General features: G+C 73.2%; 11 protein-coding genes. 3 read left to right on the top strand and 8 right to left on the bottom strand.

What is annotated here, in order from left to right:
* Nucleotides 1–45: 45 nt before the first annotated feature.
* The 3 genes from CLV34_RS04620 to CLV34_RS04610 all read right to left on the bottom strand — a co-directional run bounded on the left by CLV34_RS04620 (nucleotide 46) and on the right by CLV34_RS04610 (nucleotide 4,049).
* Nucleotides 46–903, bottom strand: coding sequence for a hypothetical protein (locus tag CLV34_RS04620; protein ID WP_157803695.1), 858 nt, complete (start codon nucleotides 901–903; stop codon nucleotides 46–48).
* A 238-nt stretch (nucleotides 904–1,141) separates the two neighbouring features.
* Entirely contained in the window at nucleotides 1,142–2,968 is a 1,827-nt protein-coding gene (locus CLV34_RS04615) for a DUF4012 domain-containing protein (protein ID WP_157803694.1), read from the bottom strand.
* Between the two features lie 97 nt (nucleotides 2,969–3,065).
* Nucleotides 3,066–4,049, bottom strand: a complete 984-nt coding sequence (locus tag CLV34_RS04610; RefSeq protein WP_100349000.1) for a universal stress protein — start codon at nucleotides 4,047–4,049, stop codon at nucleotides 3,066–3,068.
* Nucleotides 4,050–4,295: 246 nt separating this feature from the next.
* On the opposite strand from CLV34_RS04610, the gene CLV34_RS04605 reads away from it, so the two are divergent.
* Nucleotides 4,296–6,863, top strand: a complete 2,568-nt coding sequence (locus CLV34_RS04605) for an ATP-dependent Clp protease ATP-binding subunit (RefSeq protein WP_100348999.1) — start codon at nucleotides 4,296–4,298, stop codon at nucleotides 6,861–6,863.
* Nucleotides 6,864–7,028: 165 nt separating this feature from the next.
* Here the strand turns inward: CLV34_RS04605 and CLV34_RS04600 are convergent, their stop codons facing one another.
* From CLV34_RS04600 to CLV34_RS04585, 4 genes are all read right to left on the bottom strand, one after another.
* Nucleotides 7,029–7,913: a PDDEXK family nuclease gene (locus tag CLV34_RS04600; protein WP_100348998.1), complete on the bottom strand. Its 885-nt coding sequence runs from the start codon at nucleotides 7,911–7,913 to the stop codon at nucleotides 7,029–7,031.
* Nucleotides 7,914–8,151: 238 nt separating this feature from the next.
* Nucleotides 8,152–9,147 carry an SDR family oxidoreductase gene (locus tag CLV34_RS04595; RefSeq protein WP_100348997.1) on the bottom strand — a complete coding sequence of 332 codons (996 nt, stop codon included), beginning with the start codon at nucleotides 9,145–9,147 and terminating at the stop codon, nucleotides 8,152–8,154.
* Between the two features lie 47 nt (nucleotides 9,148–9,194).
* Nucleotides 9,195–10,442: a glycosyltransferase gene (locus CLV34_RS04590; protein WP_100348996.1), complete on the bottom strand. Its 1,248-nt coding sequence runs from the start codon at nucleotides 10,440–10,442 to the stop codon at nucleotides 9,195–9,197.
* Nucleotides 10,443–10,560: 118 nt separating this feature from the next.
* Complete coding sequence (locus CLV34_RS04585; RefSeq protein WP_100348995.1) at nucleotides 10,561–11,175, bottom strand: uridine kinase family protein; 615 nt, start codon at nucleotides 11,173–11,175, stop codon at nucleotides 10,561–10,563.
* A 94-nt stretch (nucleotides 11,176–11,269) separates the two neighbouring features.
* On the opposite strand from CLV34_RS04585, the gene CLV34_RS04580 reads away from it, so the two are divergent.
* Nucleotides 11,270–12,346, top strand: coding sequence for an aldo/keto reductase (locus tag CLV34_RS04580; RefSeq protein WP_100348994.1), 1,077 nt, complete (start codon nucleotides 11,270–11,272; stop codon nucleotides 12,344–12,346).
* Between the two features lie 68 nt (nucleotides 12,347–12,414).
* The gene (locus tag CLV34_RS04575) at nucleotides 12,415–13,440 is read left to right on the top strand and encodes a beta-ketoacyl-ACP synthase III (protein WP_100348993.1); all 1,026 of its coding nucleotides are present in this window, start codon (nucleotides 12,415–12,417) and stop codon (nucleotides 13,438–13,440) included.
* Nucleotides 13,441–13,590: 150 nt separating this feature from the next.
* On the opposite strand, the gene CLV34_RS04570 is transcribed toward CLV34_RS04575, so the two are convergent.
* Nucleotides 13,591–16,326 carry a discoidin domain-containing protein gene (locus CLV34_RS04570; RefSeq protein ID WP_100348992.1) on the bottom strand — a complete coding sequence of 912 codons (2,736 nt, stop codon included), beginning with the start codon at nucleotides 16,324–16,326 and terminating at the stop codon, nucleotides 13,591–13,593.
* Nucleotides 16,327–16,476 lie beyond the last annotated feature (150 nt).

Here is a 16,476-nt window from a genome sequence, read left to right as displayed (position 1 = left end):
CAAGGGTGACCGGGGTCCTTCGTCGTGCGGGCCGTCCGGCGCGGATCAGCTGCCGTGCGGGAGGTGGCTGCGGCGACGGCGTCCGAGCAGGACGAGCACCCCGCCGATGCCGAGGAGCAGCACCGCTGCACCGGCGAACGGCGCGACGTCCGCGCCGGTCTCCGCGAGGGTCTTCTTGCCGGGGGTCGTCGGCACCTGGCCGGGCGTGGTCTGGCCTCCGGCCGGCGTGGTCATCGAGCCGGACGGCGTGGTGAGCGTCGGGTTGGCGCAGGCCGTGGTGGCCGGCGGGTAGCTCACGATGCCGGAGACGACGTTCACGCTCGGGAGGCGGAGCGCGGCGTCACCGGTCGACCCGGTGCCGGAGCGGTACACCCCGTCGCTGAACGCCGCTTCCGAGGAGGCCGCGGCGCCGGTGGCGGTCGGGGTGGACGTGTACTCGCTGTCGTGGACGGTGAACGTCACGCGGACCGTCGGACGGACCCAGGTGTACTCGCCGCCCTCCTCCCACGTGCCGTTCTTGAAGACCCAGCCCGGCCAGCCCGTCGGCTTGCCGCCGGACTCCGTGGCGCCCAGCCAGAGGACCTTGCCGGAGACCGGCAGACCGGTCTGCGTCTCGGAGTGGGTGCCGTCGAGGCTGGTCCACGTGAGGTCGACGGAGGTGGCCGTCGGGTCGTTGCTGACGTCCACGACGTAGCTCAGGTACGGGACGTTGCCGTCGCACACGGGCGACTTGACGGCCAGGCTCGGCGGCGGCGGAGGCGTCTCGGCCGGGTAGCCGGTCGAGCCGCCGGTGGGGGTGCCGGCAGGGTCCGCGGCGAGCGCCGCACCCGCCGACGCGAACGCGAGGGGCAGGGCCAGTGCGGCGGCCACCGCACCCCGGCGCCAGGTGGTTGCTGACTTCATCGACGGACTCTTCTCGTCATCACGGGCCACGGCTCTCGGACCGCGGGTGCGGTCCGGACAGGTGCTGCCCCCGGAGGACGGCGAAACATACGTCATCGCGAGGCACCACGCATCCTACTGAGATCGGCGCCCTCCGGGACCAGTCCCACGGGGTGAACCGGGGGTGATCCTCGGGATCGAGACCACCTCGTGATGAAAACGGTCCCTGGCGGGATGACGACGACCCCTGACGGGCGTCTCAGCCGCAGGACGCCACGTCGAGCGCCGCGAGCCCCGAGGTGGTCGTCGTCGGCGTCGTCCACAGCTCGAGCGGACCCGACCGCAGCGCCGACGCCGGCGTCGTCATCGTGACGTCCGTGACGCTCGACGCACCGGGAGCCAGGTCGATCGAGATCTGCGTCAGGGTGCGGTCCAGCGCGTCGAACGTGCTCGCCCCCACCGACCGGTCGCCGCGGGTGAGGACCGGCAGCTGGGCGCCCACCGGCGTGTACACGGCCACGTTCGTCCGGATCACGCCCGGAGTCACGGTGCGCGACGCCTCGCCCGTCACGTAGCTCGGCAGCGACCGCCGCGCGTCCTTCGGCGCGGTCGAGCGCAGCGTGACGCGCACCGTGTCGGTCCGTGCGCCGTTCGTGCACGTGCTCGAGACCAGCCGGGCGCTCGTGCGGAGGTAGTAGTCCATCTTGCCGCCCGTGCCGTCGTCGAGGAACACGCCCAGCGCGTGGTCACCGCGGGTCGACGACGTCGCCGCGCCCGACAGCTCGGTCTCGGTCAGCAGCGACTGCTCGTCCGCGTGCCGCGACCACACGAGGAGGCGGTGCTCGTCGGCCGACCGGGTCAGCGCCCGCTGCACGTCCCGCGCGGACGTCCGGGCCGACAGCACCCGGTCGAACGTGGCGTGCGCCGCCTCGTTGAAGAACGCGTCCTGGGCGTCCGGGTCCTCGAGCTCCGCGTAGACCTTCGAGAGCAGCACGTCCACGGCGTTGTCGGACGTGAGGGTGACCGGCCCCGCCGTGACGCCGCCCGTCGCGCCCAGCAGGTACGACAGCGCCACCGGGTCCGTCGCGACGACCCCGTCGACGTCCTGGTGCTCCGACGTCTTCCACATCGTCGCGAGCAGGCCGGCCGCCGTCGGGAAGTCCGGGACCATCGTGGTGTCCTGCGGGTACCGGGTCGGCTGGTCGCCGTAGAGGTCCGCGAAACCCTGCTCGAGGTCAGCGACCGGCTTCGCGTACGGCCCGAGGTCGCCGGACGAGGCGTCCCCGACGACCGTGACCTTGCCGTCGTCGGCCCGCAGCACCGTGATCGCGCCCGGGATGCCGCCTGCGGAGCGCAGCTCCGCGTTGTTCATGGAGAGGAGGAGGTAGGTCCGCGGCCCGTCCGCCCCGAGCATCGCGGGGAGGAGCGCGGTCGTGCGGTGCGCGGTCGACACCGTCACGGCCAGCGACGCGACCTTGCCCTGCAGGGTGGCGACCGGGTCGCCGAGCGCGGGACGCAGCGTCGACGTGTCGATGCCGTCCAGGGTCGCCCGCACGTCGTCGAGGGCGGTCGCTGCCGACGCGACCTGCGGAGCCGCGCGCTCGAGCGGAGCCAGGTCGACACGGCCCCCCTGCAGGGACACGTCGTCGAGGTCCACCTCGTCGGCGGCGTCGACCAGCGGCGGCAGGACGTCCTGCGCGAGGTCGTCGACGGCGTGCGTCGCGTCGCGGAACGCGGCGGCGTCGTGCCCGACGCCCGGGAGCACGCCCACGACCGCCCACACCGGGCCGCTGGTGCCCGCGCGCGCCCGGGAGGTGTCGTCCTGGACCCGCGCGAGCGCGGCGCGCGCACTCTGCGTGTCACCGCCGAGCAGCGCGTCCTCGACCGTCGGGACGTCCGCGACGGCCGAGGTGAGGGCGTCCCGGGCCGTCAGCGCGCCCTTGACGGTCCACGCCGCGGCGGCGACGGCCACGACGACGACCACGAACGCGCCCAGCACGACCCAGCGCACCCAGCGGCGGCGCCGCGGCGGACGCCGCGCGGCGTGCGACGGGCTCCCCGGCAGCAGGGAGGGGTCGGAGGACATGGCGGACACTCTAGGGCCGCGCGCTGGAGGGCGGCCGGGAACGGTCCGGTTCACCCGGGTGATCCGGTGGTGCGGTCGGTGTGCCCGACGGGTCGCGTCAGGCGCGCACGACGGTCACCGGGCACGGTGCCGCCTCGAGGAGCTGCCGGCTCACGGAGCCCAGCACGAGCCGTTCGAGGCCGCCGGTCCCGCGGTCGCCGACGACGACCCGGTCGGCGCCCCGGCAGACCTCCGCGAGCCCTGCGGCCGGGCGGGCGTGCCGCACCTCGCGGACCACGTCGTCAGCGGGCACGGCGAGGCCGGGACCCTCGTCCGCGGCCCGGGCGATCGTGGCTTCCAGGCGTGTGCGGGCCCAGTCCGCGAAGTCGTCCACCGGTGGCACCCAGCCGTGGCCCTCCGGCGGGCGGGCGGTCGTCGTGAGCTGCCAGCAGACGACCGCCTCCAGCACGCCGCCGGCGTGCGCCACGACGCGCGCACCCTCCCGCAGCGCGGCGACGGACGCGGTCGAGCCGTCCACGCCGACCACCACCCGCCGTGCCGCCGGCGGCGCGGCGGGGTCGTCCCCGTCGCCCGGCACGACCGTCACGGGGAGCGTCGCGTCCTGGACCACCGACGCCGACACCGAGCCGAGGATCAGCCGGCCGAGCCGGCCCGCGCCCGTCCGGCCGACCACGACCATCGCCGCGTCCGTCTCGCGCGCCACCTGCAGGAGCGCGGGCGCGGGCCAGCCGTGCACCTGGCGCGGGACGACCTCGAGCCCGTCGAGCCCGTCGACGGCGTCCACCGCGTCCTCGACGAGCGACCGGACGAACGCCAGCCGCCGTGCGAACTCCGCGTCCGCACCGGCCGGACCGGTGGCCGCCTGGTGCGGCTCGACGTCGTCGCCCTCCCCGACGGTCACGGCGTGGCCCGCCGCGGGCTCCTGGGCGTGCAGGTGGCGCGACGGGTCGTTCCACGTCTGCACCCACGCGTGCACCACGGTCAGGGGGACGCCGCGTGCCACCGCCTCGCGCACCGCCCAGCGCAGCGCCGCGCCGCCCGAGGCGGAGCCGTCCGCCCCCACCACGAGACCACCACCCACCGCTCGCCCACCCCGCTCCGCCGCTCGTCCGCCGCTCGCTCCGCCGTGCCGGCCCTCCCGCGCAGGCGCGCACCGGGCCCGTCCCGATCGTCCCGCGACCCTCCGGGGCGCGCGCGGCGAGCCCTCCCGGAAACCGCGTCACGCCGCTGGCGAACACGGGCACACCGGGGCCCGCCCCGCCGTTAGAGTCGATGCGGTCAGGCCTGCAACCCCGAGCAGGCGCACGCCGCTCGTGAGGAGCAGCACATGTTCGAACGTTTCACCGACCGGGCCCGCCGGGTGGTCGTCCTCGCCCAAGAAGAGGCGCGGATGCTCAACCACAACTACATCGGTACCGAGCACATCCTCCTCGGCCTCATCCACGAGGGCGAGGGCGTCGCCGCGAAGGCGCTGGAGTCGCTCGACATCTCGCTGGACGGCGTGCGCGCGCAGGTCATCGAGATCATCGGCGAGGGCCAGCAGGCGCCGACCGGTCACATCCCGTTCACGCCGCGCGCCAAGAAGGTGCTGGAGCTCTCGCTCCGCGAGGCGCTGCAGCTCGGGCACAACTACATCGGCACCGAGCACATCCTGCTCGGCCTCATCCGCGAGGGGGAGGGTGTCGCCGCACAGGTCCTGACGAAGATGGGCGCCGACCTCAACCGCGTGCGCCAGCAGGTCATCCAGCTCCTGTCCGGCTACCAGGGCAAGGAGCCCGCCACCGCCGGCGGTCCCGCCGAGGGGCAGCCCTCCGGCTCCGCCGTGCTCGACCAGTTCGGCCGCAACCTCACCCAGGCGGCCCGCGACGGCAAGCTCGACCCGGTCATCGGGCGCGAGAAGGAGATCGAGCGGGTCATGCAGGTGCTGTCCCGCCGCACCAAGAACAACCCCGTCCTCATCGGCGAGCCCGGCGTCGGCAAGACCGCCGTCGTCGAGGGGCTCGCCCAGGACATCGTCCGCGGGGACGTCCCCGAGACGCTCAAGGACAAGCAGCTCTACACGCTCGACCTCGGCGCGCTCGTCGCCGGGTCGCGCTACCGCGGCGACTTCGAGGAGCGCCTCAAGAAGGTCCTCAAGGAGATCCGGACCCGCGGCGACATCATCCTGTTCATCGACGAGATCCACACGCTCGTCGGTGCGGGCGCTGCCGAGGGCGCGATCGACGCCGCGTCGATCCTCAAGCCCATGCTCGCGCGCGGCGAGCTGCAGACCATCGGCGCGACCACGCTCGACGAGTACCGCAAGTACGTCGAGAAGGACCCGGCCCTGGAACGTCGCTTCCAGCCGATCCAGGTCGCCGAGCCTTCCCTGCAGCACGCCATCGAGATCCTCAAGGGCCTCCGTGACTCCTACGAGGCGCACCACCGCGTGACCATCACCGACGGCGCGCTCGTCGCCGCCGCGACCCTCGCCGACCGGTACGTCAACGACCGGTACCTGCCGGACAAGGCGATCGACCTCGTCGACGAGGCGGGCGCGCGCCTGCGCATCCGCCGCATGACGGCCCCGCCGGAGCTCCGCGAGCTGGACGACGAGATCGCCACGGCGCGCCGCGACAAGGAGTCCGCGATCGACGAGCAGGACTTCGAGAAGGCCGCGCGCCTGCGCGACACCGAGAAGCAGCTCACGCTCAAGCGCCAGGACAAGGAGAAGGCCTGGAAGTCGGGCGACCTCGACGCGATCGCCGAGGTCGACGAAGAGCTCATCGCCGAGGTGCTCGCCATGTCGACCGGCATCCCGGTCGTCAAGCTCACCGAGGAGGAGTCCTCGCGCCTGCTCCACATGGAGGACGAGCTCCACAAGCGCGTCGTCGGCCAGGACATCGCCATCAAGGGTCTGTCCCAGGCCATCCGGCGCACGCGCGCCGGCCTCAAGGACCCGAAGCGTCCCGGCGGCTCGTTCATCTTCGCCGGCCCCACCGGCGTCGGGAAGACCGAGCTCGCCAAGGCGCTCGCGGAGTTCCTGTTCGGCGACGAGAACTCGCTCATCCAGCTCGACATGTCCGAGTTCTCGGAGAAGCACACCGTGTCGCGGCTGTTCGGCTCGCCCCCCGGCTACGTCGGGTACGACGAGGGCGGTCAGCTCACCGAGAAGGTGCGGCGTCGTCCGTTCTCCGTCGTCCTGTTCGACGAGGTCGAGAAGGCGCACCCGGACATCTTCAACTCGCTCCTGCAGATCCTCGAGGACGGTCGCCTGACCGACTCGCAGGGCCGCGTCGTCGACTTCAAGAACACCGTCATCATCATGACGACGAACCTCGGCACGCGAGACATCGCCAAGGGCGTCCAGACCGGCTTCAACTCCGGCAACGACACCACGACGAGCTACGAGCGCATGAAGGCCCGGGTCAACGAGGAGCTCAAGCAGCACTTCCGCCCCGAGTTCCTGAACCGCGTCGACGACACCATCGTGTTCCCGCAGCTCACGCAGTCGGAGATCGTGCAGATCGTCGACCTGGAGATCGCGAAGCTCGACCGTCGTCTGCACGACAAGGACATGGGCGTCGAGCTCACGCGGGCCGCGAAGAACCTCCTTGCGGAGAAGGGCTACGACCCGGTGCTCGGTGCGCGTCCGCTGCGCCGCGCGATCCAGCGGGAGATCGAGGACGCGCTGTCCGAGAAGATCCTGTTCGGCGAGATCAAGGCCGGCGAGGTCGTCCTCATCGACGCCGAGGGCGAGGGGCTCCTCGGGGAGTTCACGTTCCGTGGCGTCCCGAAGTCCGAGCACGAGCGCGGCCCGGTGTCCGTGGGTGCGGCGGCCGTGCTCGACTCGCCCGCCGGCATCAGCCCGCGCGACCTGCCGTCCACCGGCACGCTGGGCGCGACGGCCGACTGAGGTCGCCGTCGGCCGAGCGCGGCCGAGACCGCCACGAGGCCCGGCTCCCGTCAGGGGGGCCGGGCCTCGTCGCGTCCCCCCCGACGCGCCCGCTCCCGCCGAGGCGCACGTTCCGCACCGCATCAGCCGGATTCGCGGTGCGAAAGGTGCGCCTCGGCGGGAGGCTCACCGCCCACGCGCCGCCCGGAGGGCCGCAGCCACCGTCGCGACGACGTCGTCCGGGCGACGCATCTGGTGCCGGTCGACCACGATGACGGTCCAGCCGGCGACCCGGGGCCGGTTGAGGCGCGCTCGATCCTTTCGGACCTGCTCGGGCAGGTCGTGATGCTGACCGTCGTACTCGACCGCGACCCGGAGATCGGGCCAGCCCAGGTCGACGCGCGCCACGAAGAACCCGGCGACGTCCCGCACGACGACCTGGGTCGCCGGCCGAGGAAGTCCTGCCGTGACGAGCAGGACCCGGAGCGCGGACTCCCGAGGCGACTCGGCACCCGGGTCGGTGAGCTCGAGCGCGGTCCGCAGCGTGGTGATCCACCGGGAGCCGGGCCGTCCCGCCGTGCAGGCCAGCACGTCGTCGGGCGTGACCCTGGTCGTGGCGGTGAGTGCGTCGAGATGCTGGACGGCCGTGGTCAGCGAGCGCACGCGACCCAGGTCGTAGGCCGTCCGGGCCGGTGTGGTCGTCAGCCCCCAGCGAGCGGTCACGACCACCTCGCCCGCACGCAGCACGTCCTCACGAACCCGCAGCTCCCGGCGCTGGCGGACGTGCCGGGACACGGTCATCGTGGCCGGTTCGTCGGGCGCGGCGAGCTGAGCCCCCCACACCCACGCGGCGCTCGCGCCCGACACGACGGCGTGCTCGCCGAGCGCGGCGCGTGCCGCGAGGATGCGGACCCCGTGGTCGACGGGAAGCTCCCGGGCGGCGTGCACCCCGCGGGTGAGGGAGCGGTATGCCGGCCCGCCGAGCGTGCGGTCGGTGACGTGCGCGAGCGCGGTGGCTCGGCTGAACGGTCCCGACGCGAGCTCGGACGGGACGGGACGGGCGGGACGCATGGCGCCGATCGTGCCCGGGCAGGGCGGGGAGCGTCGTCGGCCTCCCCGTGGTGGCGGGAACCTGGGGAGGGGCGGTGCGTCGCCGGGGGATGTGCACGCCCGCCCCCTCCCGCCGAGCCGCACGTTGCGCACCGCATCCGACGGATGCACGGTGCGAAAGGTGCGCCTCGGCGGGAGCGGAACGTGCGGAACGTGCGCCTCGGCGGCGGAGGGAGGGGAGAGGGGGGGGAGGGGCGGGTCAGAGCGCGCGGGCGTGCGCGACCAGACGGTCGCTGAGTGCGTCGGCGTCCGGGTCCACGACCTGCCGGTCGGGGTGCGCGTCGAACCACGCGACCTGGGCCGCAGCGCCCTCGTCGTACGTCACGGTGGTGCCGAACGACGGCACGAGGTCGCGCAGCCGCGTCGTGTCGAAGACCATCGAGTGCGCCTTGTCGCCCATCAGGGCGGGCCCGAGGTCGGGCGCGGCGAGCGCGATCGTCTCGGACGCGACGTGCACGAGATCCGGCTCGACCCCGGCGGCCCGGCCGAGCCATGTGTACACCTGGTCCCACGTGGGGGCGTGGTCGCCCGTGACGGTGAACGCCTCGCCGAGCGCGGCGGGGTGTCCGAGCAGCCCCACGATCCCGACCGCGACGTCGCGGGCGTGGGTGATGGTCCACAGGGACGTGCCGTCGCCGTGCACGACGACCGGCTTGCCGGCCCGCATCCGGGCGACGTCCGTCCAGCCGAACAGCGTCGGCAGCCCCGTCTCGTCGTAGGTGTGGGACGGGCGGACGACGGTCGCGGGGAAGCCGCGCTCCCGGTACACGCCGGTGAGGACGTCCTCGCACGCGGCCTTGTCGCGCGAGTACTGCCAGAACGGGTTGCGCAGCGGGGTCGTCTCCCGCACGGGAAGGCGCGCGGGCGGCTTCTGGTACGCCGACGCGGACGACACGAACAGGTACTGCCCGGTGCGCCCCTCGAACCGGGCGACGTCCGCGGCGACCTGGTCGGGCGTGAACGCGAGGAACTGGGCGACGGCGTCGTACTCGCGGCCGGCGAGGGCCGTGTCGAGCGACGACGGGTCGCGCAGGTCCGCGACGAGGTGCTCGACGCCGTCGGGCAGGGCACGGTCGGACGACCGCCCCCGGTTGAGCACGGTGACGCGGTGCCCGGCGTCGACCGCGTGGCGCACGCACGCGGCCGAGATGACTCCGGTGCCGCCGAGGAACAGGATGCTTCGGGATGTGGTCACCCCGTCATCCTCACCCCGCTCACGCCGTCACGCTCACGCCGTCACGCTCACGCCGTCGTCCTCGCGCCGCGCGCGCCGACCCGGACGGCAGGACGGGGCTGGGCGGCGCGACGCATCCCGGTGGCGTCGCGGTGGAGCTGCTCGAGGACGGTCGCGTAGGCGGCGACCATCCGGGTGTGGCTGAACCGGGTCCGGGCGGCCTCGCGCGCCGGCTCGAGCTCCTCGCGTCGGCGGACCGCCTCGGTCCACCCGGCGGCGACGGCGTCGGGCTCCGTCGGGACGACGAGCCCGATGCCGTCGACGATCCGTGCGGCGTCGCCGACGTCGGTCGCCACGGGGACCGCGCCGCACATGGCGCCCTCGATGAGGCACAGCGGCGCGGCCTCCCCGAACGACGACGTGAGGGCGACGACGTCCGTCGCCGCGTACACGTGCTGCATGTCGTGCCGGACGCCCAGGAGGTGCAGGCGGGCGAGCAGGTCGGGACGGTCGGCGAACACGGTCGCGAGGTCGTCCTGCAGGTCGGCGTTGGCGTGGTCCATGCCGGCGCCGCACGCGAGCGCGTGCCCGTCGGGCGTGGCGTCGAGCCAGACCCGGGCGGCGCGGACGAACAGCCCGACGTTCTTCATGGTGTCGTAGCGGGCCGCGATGGTGACGACGGGGGCGTCGACCGGCAGGCCGAGCGCCGCACGCAGCGAGCCGCGGCGGGCGGGGGAGACGGGCCGGAACCGGGCGAGGTCGACGCCGTTGGGGACGACCTGGAGCAGGCTCTCGGGCACGCCGGCCGCGGCGTAGGCGTCGCGGGTGGACCAGGCGCAGCAGATCGCGCCGGCGAGGCGCCCGGAGGACGAGGCCGCGAGCAGGTCGTCGAGCGCGACGCCGGAGTGCTCGGGGTCGGAGCGGTGCAGGCACGCGACGACCGGGGTGCCGGGGAAGGACGGCTGGTTGACGAGCCGCAGCGGCTGCTCCTTGAGCGACACGACGAGATCGGCGGCGGCGGCGTGGCGCGCGACGGTCGCGAGCTCGCGGTCCGTGAAGCCGGGCGCGGCGTGGTCGTGGGGCCGTCCGAGCGTGGCGACGCGGACCCCGGCCTGGCGCAGCGCTCGGTACCGGGGGTCGTCCGTCATGCGTTGCAGCAGCGTCTCGCGCTGGACCGTGCGGTGGATCGCGAGCGCCGAGTGCACCTGGCTGCCGCCGGTGTGCAGGCCGACGACGACCGTGGTGTGCAGGGCGCGCGCGCCCCCGCTGAAGAAGCCCTCGTACAAGGACAGGACCCGCAGCGCCGGTGCGCTCATGGTTGCCACCTCCTGCCGTGAGCGTGAGGGACGCGCGTGAGCGCGGCATGACGGGACTGTTACGAGTGCATGACGTTCTCGCGGGCTGGCGTGGGGGTCGGGCGCGTGGCGCAGGAGGTCAGGGCAGGAGTGCTCGGACGGCCCGCTCGGCGGCGTCGGGGTGCAGCGGCCGGCAGCCCTTCGCGGTCCAGCCCGCGACCAGCCGCGGCTCGTCGCGCAGCAGCCCGATCCCGCGCCGGACGAGCGTCCACGGCGGCTTGCGCATCTCGGAGAGGTCGCGCAGGAGGCGGTACCAGAACGTCTGGAGGCGGGGGCGGGTGAGGCAGATCGCGTCGCCGAGCAGGCCGGCGTCGCGGCACGGCCCGACGAGCTCCGCGGCGAAGATCCCCTCGGCGACGACGAGCGGTGCTCCCGTGACGTCGAGGTGCGTCGTGCCGGTGCGGCGTGACGTCGCGATGTCGTACACGGGGACGTCGGCTCGACCCGTCGTGCACAGGGTGTGCAGCGTCGCGAGCGCTGCCGTGCCGTCCCAGCTCGCGGGGTCGTCCCAGTCGACGATGCCGAACCGGCGGGGGAGCCCGGGGGCGTCCTCGTCGCGGTAGAAGTCGTCGAGCGGGACGACGGGGAGCCCGAGGCGCCTCGTCAGGGACGTCTTGCCGGAGCCGGACGCGCCGGTGAGCAGGACGACCCGGGTCGCGGGCGCGGCGGGCGGGAGGTCGTCGGTCGGTGCCACCCGTCGATTGTCCCAGGAGGCCGCCGGCACCGGCGCGGGGGGCCACGCGCTCGAATCGTTTCGTCATGGTGGTTGCGGGTGCGAGGATGACAGCATGCCGCTCCCCGCCACCCCCTGGACCGCCGCCGACGACCGCTACGACGAGGGCGCCGGCCGCGCGACCTACCGCCGCTGCGGGCGCAGCGGCCTCGACCTGCCCGCCGTCTCCCTCGGCTTCTGGCACAACTTCGGCGACGTCGACCGGTACGAGACCCAGCGCGAGACCCTGCGCCGCGCGCTCGACCTTGGCGTCACCCACCTCGACCTCGCCAACAACTACGGCCCGCCCGCCGGCTCCGCCGAGGTCAACTTCGGCCGCCACCTGCGCGACGGGCTCGGCGCCTACCGCGACGAGCTGATCATCTCCACCAAGGCCGGCTACCGCATGGGCCCCGGCCCGTACGGCGACGGCGGCTCGCGCAAGTACCTCGTGTCCTCGCTCGACCAGTCCCTCCAGCGCATGGGCCTCGACTACGTCGACGTGTTCTACCACCACCGCCCGGACCCCTCGACCCCGCTCGAGGAGACCATGGGGGCGCTCGCCGACATCGTCCGGTCGGGCAAGGCCCTGTACGTCGGCGTGTCCAACTACTCGCCCGCCCGCACGCGTGACGCCGCCCGCGTCCTCGACGGGCTCGGAGTCCCGCTGACCGTGCACCAGCCGTCCTACTCGATGTTCAACCGGCACGTCGAGGACCCCGCCCACGAGGACGGCTACGACGGCACCCAGACGGAGTCGCTGCTCGACGTCCTCGGCGACCTCGGTGTCGGCGCCGTCGTGTTCTCCCCGCTCCAGCAGGGGCTCCTCACCGACCGGTACCTCACCGGCGCCGCACCCGAGGGCTCGCGGGCCGCCCGCTCGTCCTCGCCGTTCCTGTCGTCCGACAACCTCTCCGAGACGTACCTCGCGCGCGCCCGTGCGCTCAACGAGGTCGCCCAGGGACGCGGCCAGACCCTCGCCCAGCTCGCCCTCACCTGGATCCTGCGCGACGACCGCGTCACCTCCACCCTCGTCGGCGCGTCCAGCGCCCGCCAGCTCGAGGACTCCGTCGCCGCAGCGAGCGCCCCCGCCCTCACCGACGACGAGATCGCCGCCATCGAGCCCCACGCCGTCCACGGCACGGGTCGCTGACACCACCCGGACCACGGGTGCGGGAGCTCGGTTTGGAACCAGCGGCCTGCTGCCGCGATGATCGGTGCATGGCTCCTGCTCTGCGTCCGGCCGTCGGTGCCGCCGGCTCCCGCATCCTCGGTCTCGGTCACCACCAGCCCGAGAAGGTCGTCACCAACGACGACATCGCCCGGCTCGTCGAGACCAACGACGAGTGGATCCAGTCCCGGACCGGGATCGTCACGCGACGCGTCGCCGACGACGACACCACCGTCGCCGACATGGCGACCGCCGCCGCACGGCACGCCCTGGAGGACGCCGGGATCACGATCGCCGACGTCGACCTCGTCGTCGTCGCCACCGCGACAGCGCGCGACATCAGCCCCAACACCGCCGGACGCGTCGCCCACGCGCTGCGCACCGGCCGCGCCGTCGGCAGCGAGCGGCCCGCCGACGAGGACCTCCGCGGCATCGTGGGCCCCGGCGTCATCGACGTCAACACCGCCTGCTCCGGTTTCGCGTACGCCGTCGGCGTCGCCGACCAGGCCATCCGCACCGGCACCGCCCGCACGGCCCTCGTCGTGGGCGCCGAGAAGCTCACCGCCGTGACCGACTGGACCGACCGCGCCACCTGCATCCTCACCGCCGACGGCGCCGGCGCCGTCGTGCTCGGCGCGTCGGACGAGCCCCAGGTCTCGCCCGTCGTGTGGGGCTCCGAACCCGAGATCACCGAGTCCGTCCGCATCGAGCAGCCCTCCGGCACGTTCAACCAGGACGGCCGGGCCGTGTTCCGCTGGGCCATCACCCAGGCCGCCGACCGCGCCCGCGCCATCGTCGAGAAGTCCGGCCTGACCCTCGACGACATCGAGGTGCTCGTCGCGCACCAGGCCAACCTGCGCATCATCGAGCCCCTCGCCAAGGCGCTCGGGCTCGAGAGCAAGGTCGTCGTCACCGACGTCACCGAGTCCGGGAACACGTCCGCCGCGAGCATCCCGCTGGGGCTGTCCAAGTGGTGGCACGCCGGGCAGATCCCCGCCGGTGTGCCCGCGCTGCTGTTCGGTTTCGGTGGAGGGTTCACCTGGGCCGGGCAGGTCGTCATCACGCCGGAGCGCTGAGGTCCTTCTCGGTCTCGGTCTCGGTCTCGGTCTGGGCGGTGGGGTCGGGGTCGTTCCCGCGCCAACGGGCCCTTGTCCACCTCCTGAACGCTCAGAAGGTGGACAGGGGCCCGTTCGGCGGTGCGGGTGGTGCGGGTCAGGCGGGGTGGGTCAGCCTCCGTACTGGGTCACGTAGGACGGGACGGTGGCCGTGCCCTGCGCGATCCCTCCCGTGTTGTTGACGACGTGCTGGATGCTGCCGTTGCCGCCCAGCGACACGGATGCCGCGTGGTGGATCTTCACGCCGGGGACGTCCGGGACCTCGATGGCGCGGTCCACGGTGATCGTCGGGTCGACGTTGAAGTAGCAGTACACGCCCAGCCCCCACGCCTCATGGGTGGTGACGGTGCTCGCGACCTTGTAGCCCGCGTACCCGCGGGTGCTGCCGTTCTGCCACGCCGCCTGGTTGGGCACGTCGTACGCCAGCTCGGACTGGTAGAAGTACGTCTTCCCGCCGTTGCCGTTCCACAGGACGTTGTACTTCTGGTAGTGCTCGACGAACAGGCCGTACGCGGTCACGTCGTTGCCGTTGACCACGAACCCGTAGTCCGCGGTGTTCGCGGTCCAGCCCACGCCCGCGCCGTGGTCGGCACGCCACGACCACACGTGGTCGACGACCGTGTCGTCCGCGTCGATCTCGATCGCCGTGCCGGTCTTGCCGGGGACGACCCCGCCGACGCGCGTGAAGATGTCGTGGATCGAGATGGGGTCGGCCGCGTGGTCCGCGTGCGAGCCGGCCGTGCCGACGCGCAGCAGCGACGGTGAACCGGCCGTCCCCGCGTCGAACAGCAGACCGGAGACGGAGACGCCGTTGACGTCGGCGACCGTCATCGCGGACGCGTTCTTGTCCGGGATGAGGGTCGCGAGCCCGAGCCCGAGCACCACGGTGTCGGGGTTGTTCACCGCGATGGTGCCGTCCAGGTGGTAGACCCCCGGGGTGAACATCAGGTTGAGGCCCTGCGCGAGCGCCTGGTTGATCTTCGCGGTCGTGTCACCGGGGTGCGCGACGTAGAACTGCGAGATCGGGACGGACCGGCCCGGGGTGTTCGGCCAGGTGACGCCCGACGTGCTCGTCTGCTTCGACGGGACCCAGACGGCCAGGTCGGTCGTCGCGGAGCCCGACATGTAGAGGTACGGCTTCTCGACGTCGACGGGCTGCGTCGCCACGGTCGTGAACGGCGGGTTCGGGTACGCCGCGTCGGACGGCGCGCCCTGGACGCCCGCGAACACCATGTTCCACACCGAGCCCGACCAGCCGCCGAACGTCGACGACCGGCTGAACCACTGCTGCTGCGACGCCGTGCTCACGGTGCCGTCCACCTTGGAGTCGGCGATGAACCCACCCGACGCCCACCCGTACGACGACGGGTACACCGACAGGTCGCCCTTGACGTGCACGCGTCGCATCGGCGCGGCCTGCGCGACCGCCCAGCGCTCCGGGTAGCCCTGCGGGGTGATCGACAGGTTCTCGACCGACCGCCAGAAGTTCTGCGTCGCGTTGCCGTCGAACCAGCCGGCGTCGACCCAGACGCCGCCGTTGATGTTGACGTCGTCCGGGTTCTTGCCGAGTCCTGCGACGGACGTGTAGAAGCCCACGTTCGCCTTGACGTCGTACGAGCCCGGTGCGAAGAGCAGCAGGTCGCGCTCGTCGCCGAACTGGTTCGTCTCCTGCCGGCTGAACACGCTGTCGAGGGTCGACTGGATCGACGCGGCCGAGTCGGACGGCGTGAAGATGTGCACGTTCGACCCGAGGGAGCCGCCGCCGGGGATCGGGTTCCCGGTCGAGGTCGGGGTCGGGGTGGGGGTGCTCGTCGGCGTCTGGGTCGGCGTGCTCGTCGGCGACGAGGTGGAGCCCGACGTCGTGAACACCTTGAGCTCCCACAGCGAGTAGCCGTACTGGGTGCCGCGCGCGCTGCCGAGGACGCGGACGTACCGCCCGGTGCCGGACACCGTGAGCTTCTGCGTGCCACCGGTGCCCGTCGTCGTCGAGTAGACCGTCGTCCACGTGGACCCGTCCGCGGACGTCTGGACCTGGAACGCCTTGCCGTACGCGCCCTCCCAGTCGAGCTCGACGCCGCAGACGTTCTGCGAGCTGCCGAGGTCCACCTGGAGCCACTGCGCGTCCGTGAAGGCGGACGACCAGCGGGTGCCGGCGTCGCCGTCGACGGCAGCCGAGGCGGGGGTGCCCGCGTTCTCCGTCGACGAGGCCGTGGCCGCCTTGCCGAGCGCCACGTTCGTGGTGCCGCACGCGCCCGTGGGGGTCGACGTGGGGGTGGAGGTCGGGGTGGGCGTCGGGGTGGGCGTGGAGGTGCCGGCCGTCCCGAAGACCTGGAGCTCCCACAGCGAGACGCCGTAGGTGGTCGCGCGGTGCGTGGTGAGCATGCGGACGTACCGGCCCGTCGCGCTCACGGTCACGGACTGCTTGCCGCCCGTGCCGCCGGTGACGGTCTTCGCGGTGGTCCAGGTGGTGCCGTCGTTGGACACCAGGATCTGGAACGCGTCCGCGTAGGCGGCCTCCCACTGGAGGTCGACGCGCGTGATCGTGGAGACCTGGCCGAGGTCGACCTGCAGCCACTGGCCGTCGGAGAACGTCGACGACCAGCGCGTGCCGGTGTCGCCGTCGACGGCGGCCTTCGCGCCGAAGACGCCGTCGTTCTCGGAGGACGACGCGGTCGCCGTCTTGCCCTGCGACAGGTTGGTGTCGGCAGCGTGCGCCGACGTCAGGGGGATGACGACCGCGCCGCACGCCAGGGCGGTGACGGCGGCCGTCGCGAGGACGTTGCGAGCCCGGGCGCGGCTGCGCCCGGCTGGTGAGGCTGAGTGTTCTGAGGGTCGTGCGAGGTTCATCGACAGGCTCCTGGGAGAAGAGCCAGCCCTACCGGGGGTGCGTCCCGATCGTGGTGCAGTCAGATCGTCGTTGAGCTGGTTGCGGATGTAGCGGGATGTTGCGGATGTCTCGGTCGAACGCGACGAGTCCGTTCTCGTCGGGATTGATCC

The organism is Luteimicrobium subarcticum (genome assembly GCF_002798015.1).
GTDB lineage: Bacteria > Actinomycetota > Actinomycetes > Actinomycetales > Cellulomonadaceae > Luteimicrobium > Luteimicrobium subarcticum.
Note: the sequence above shows the minus strand (reverse complement) of the source record. Positions and strands in the feature narration are given on the sequence as shown.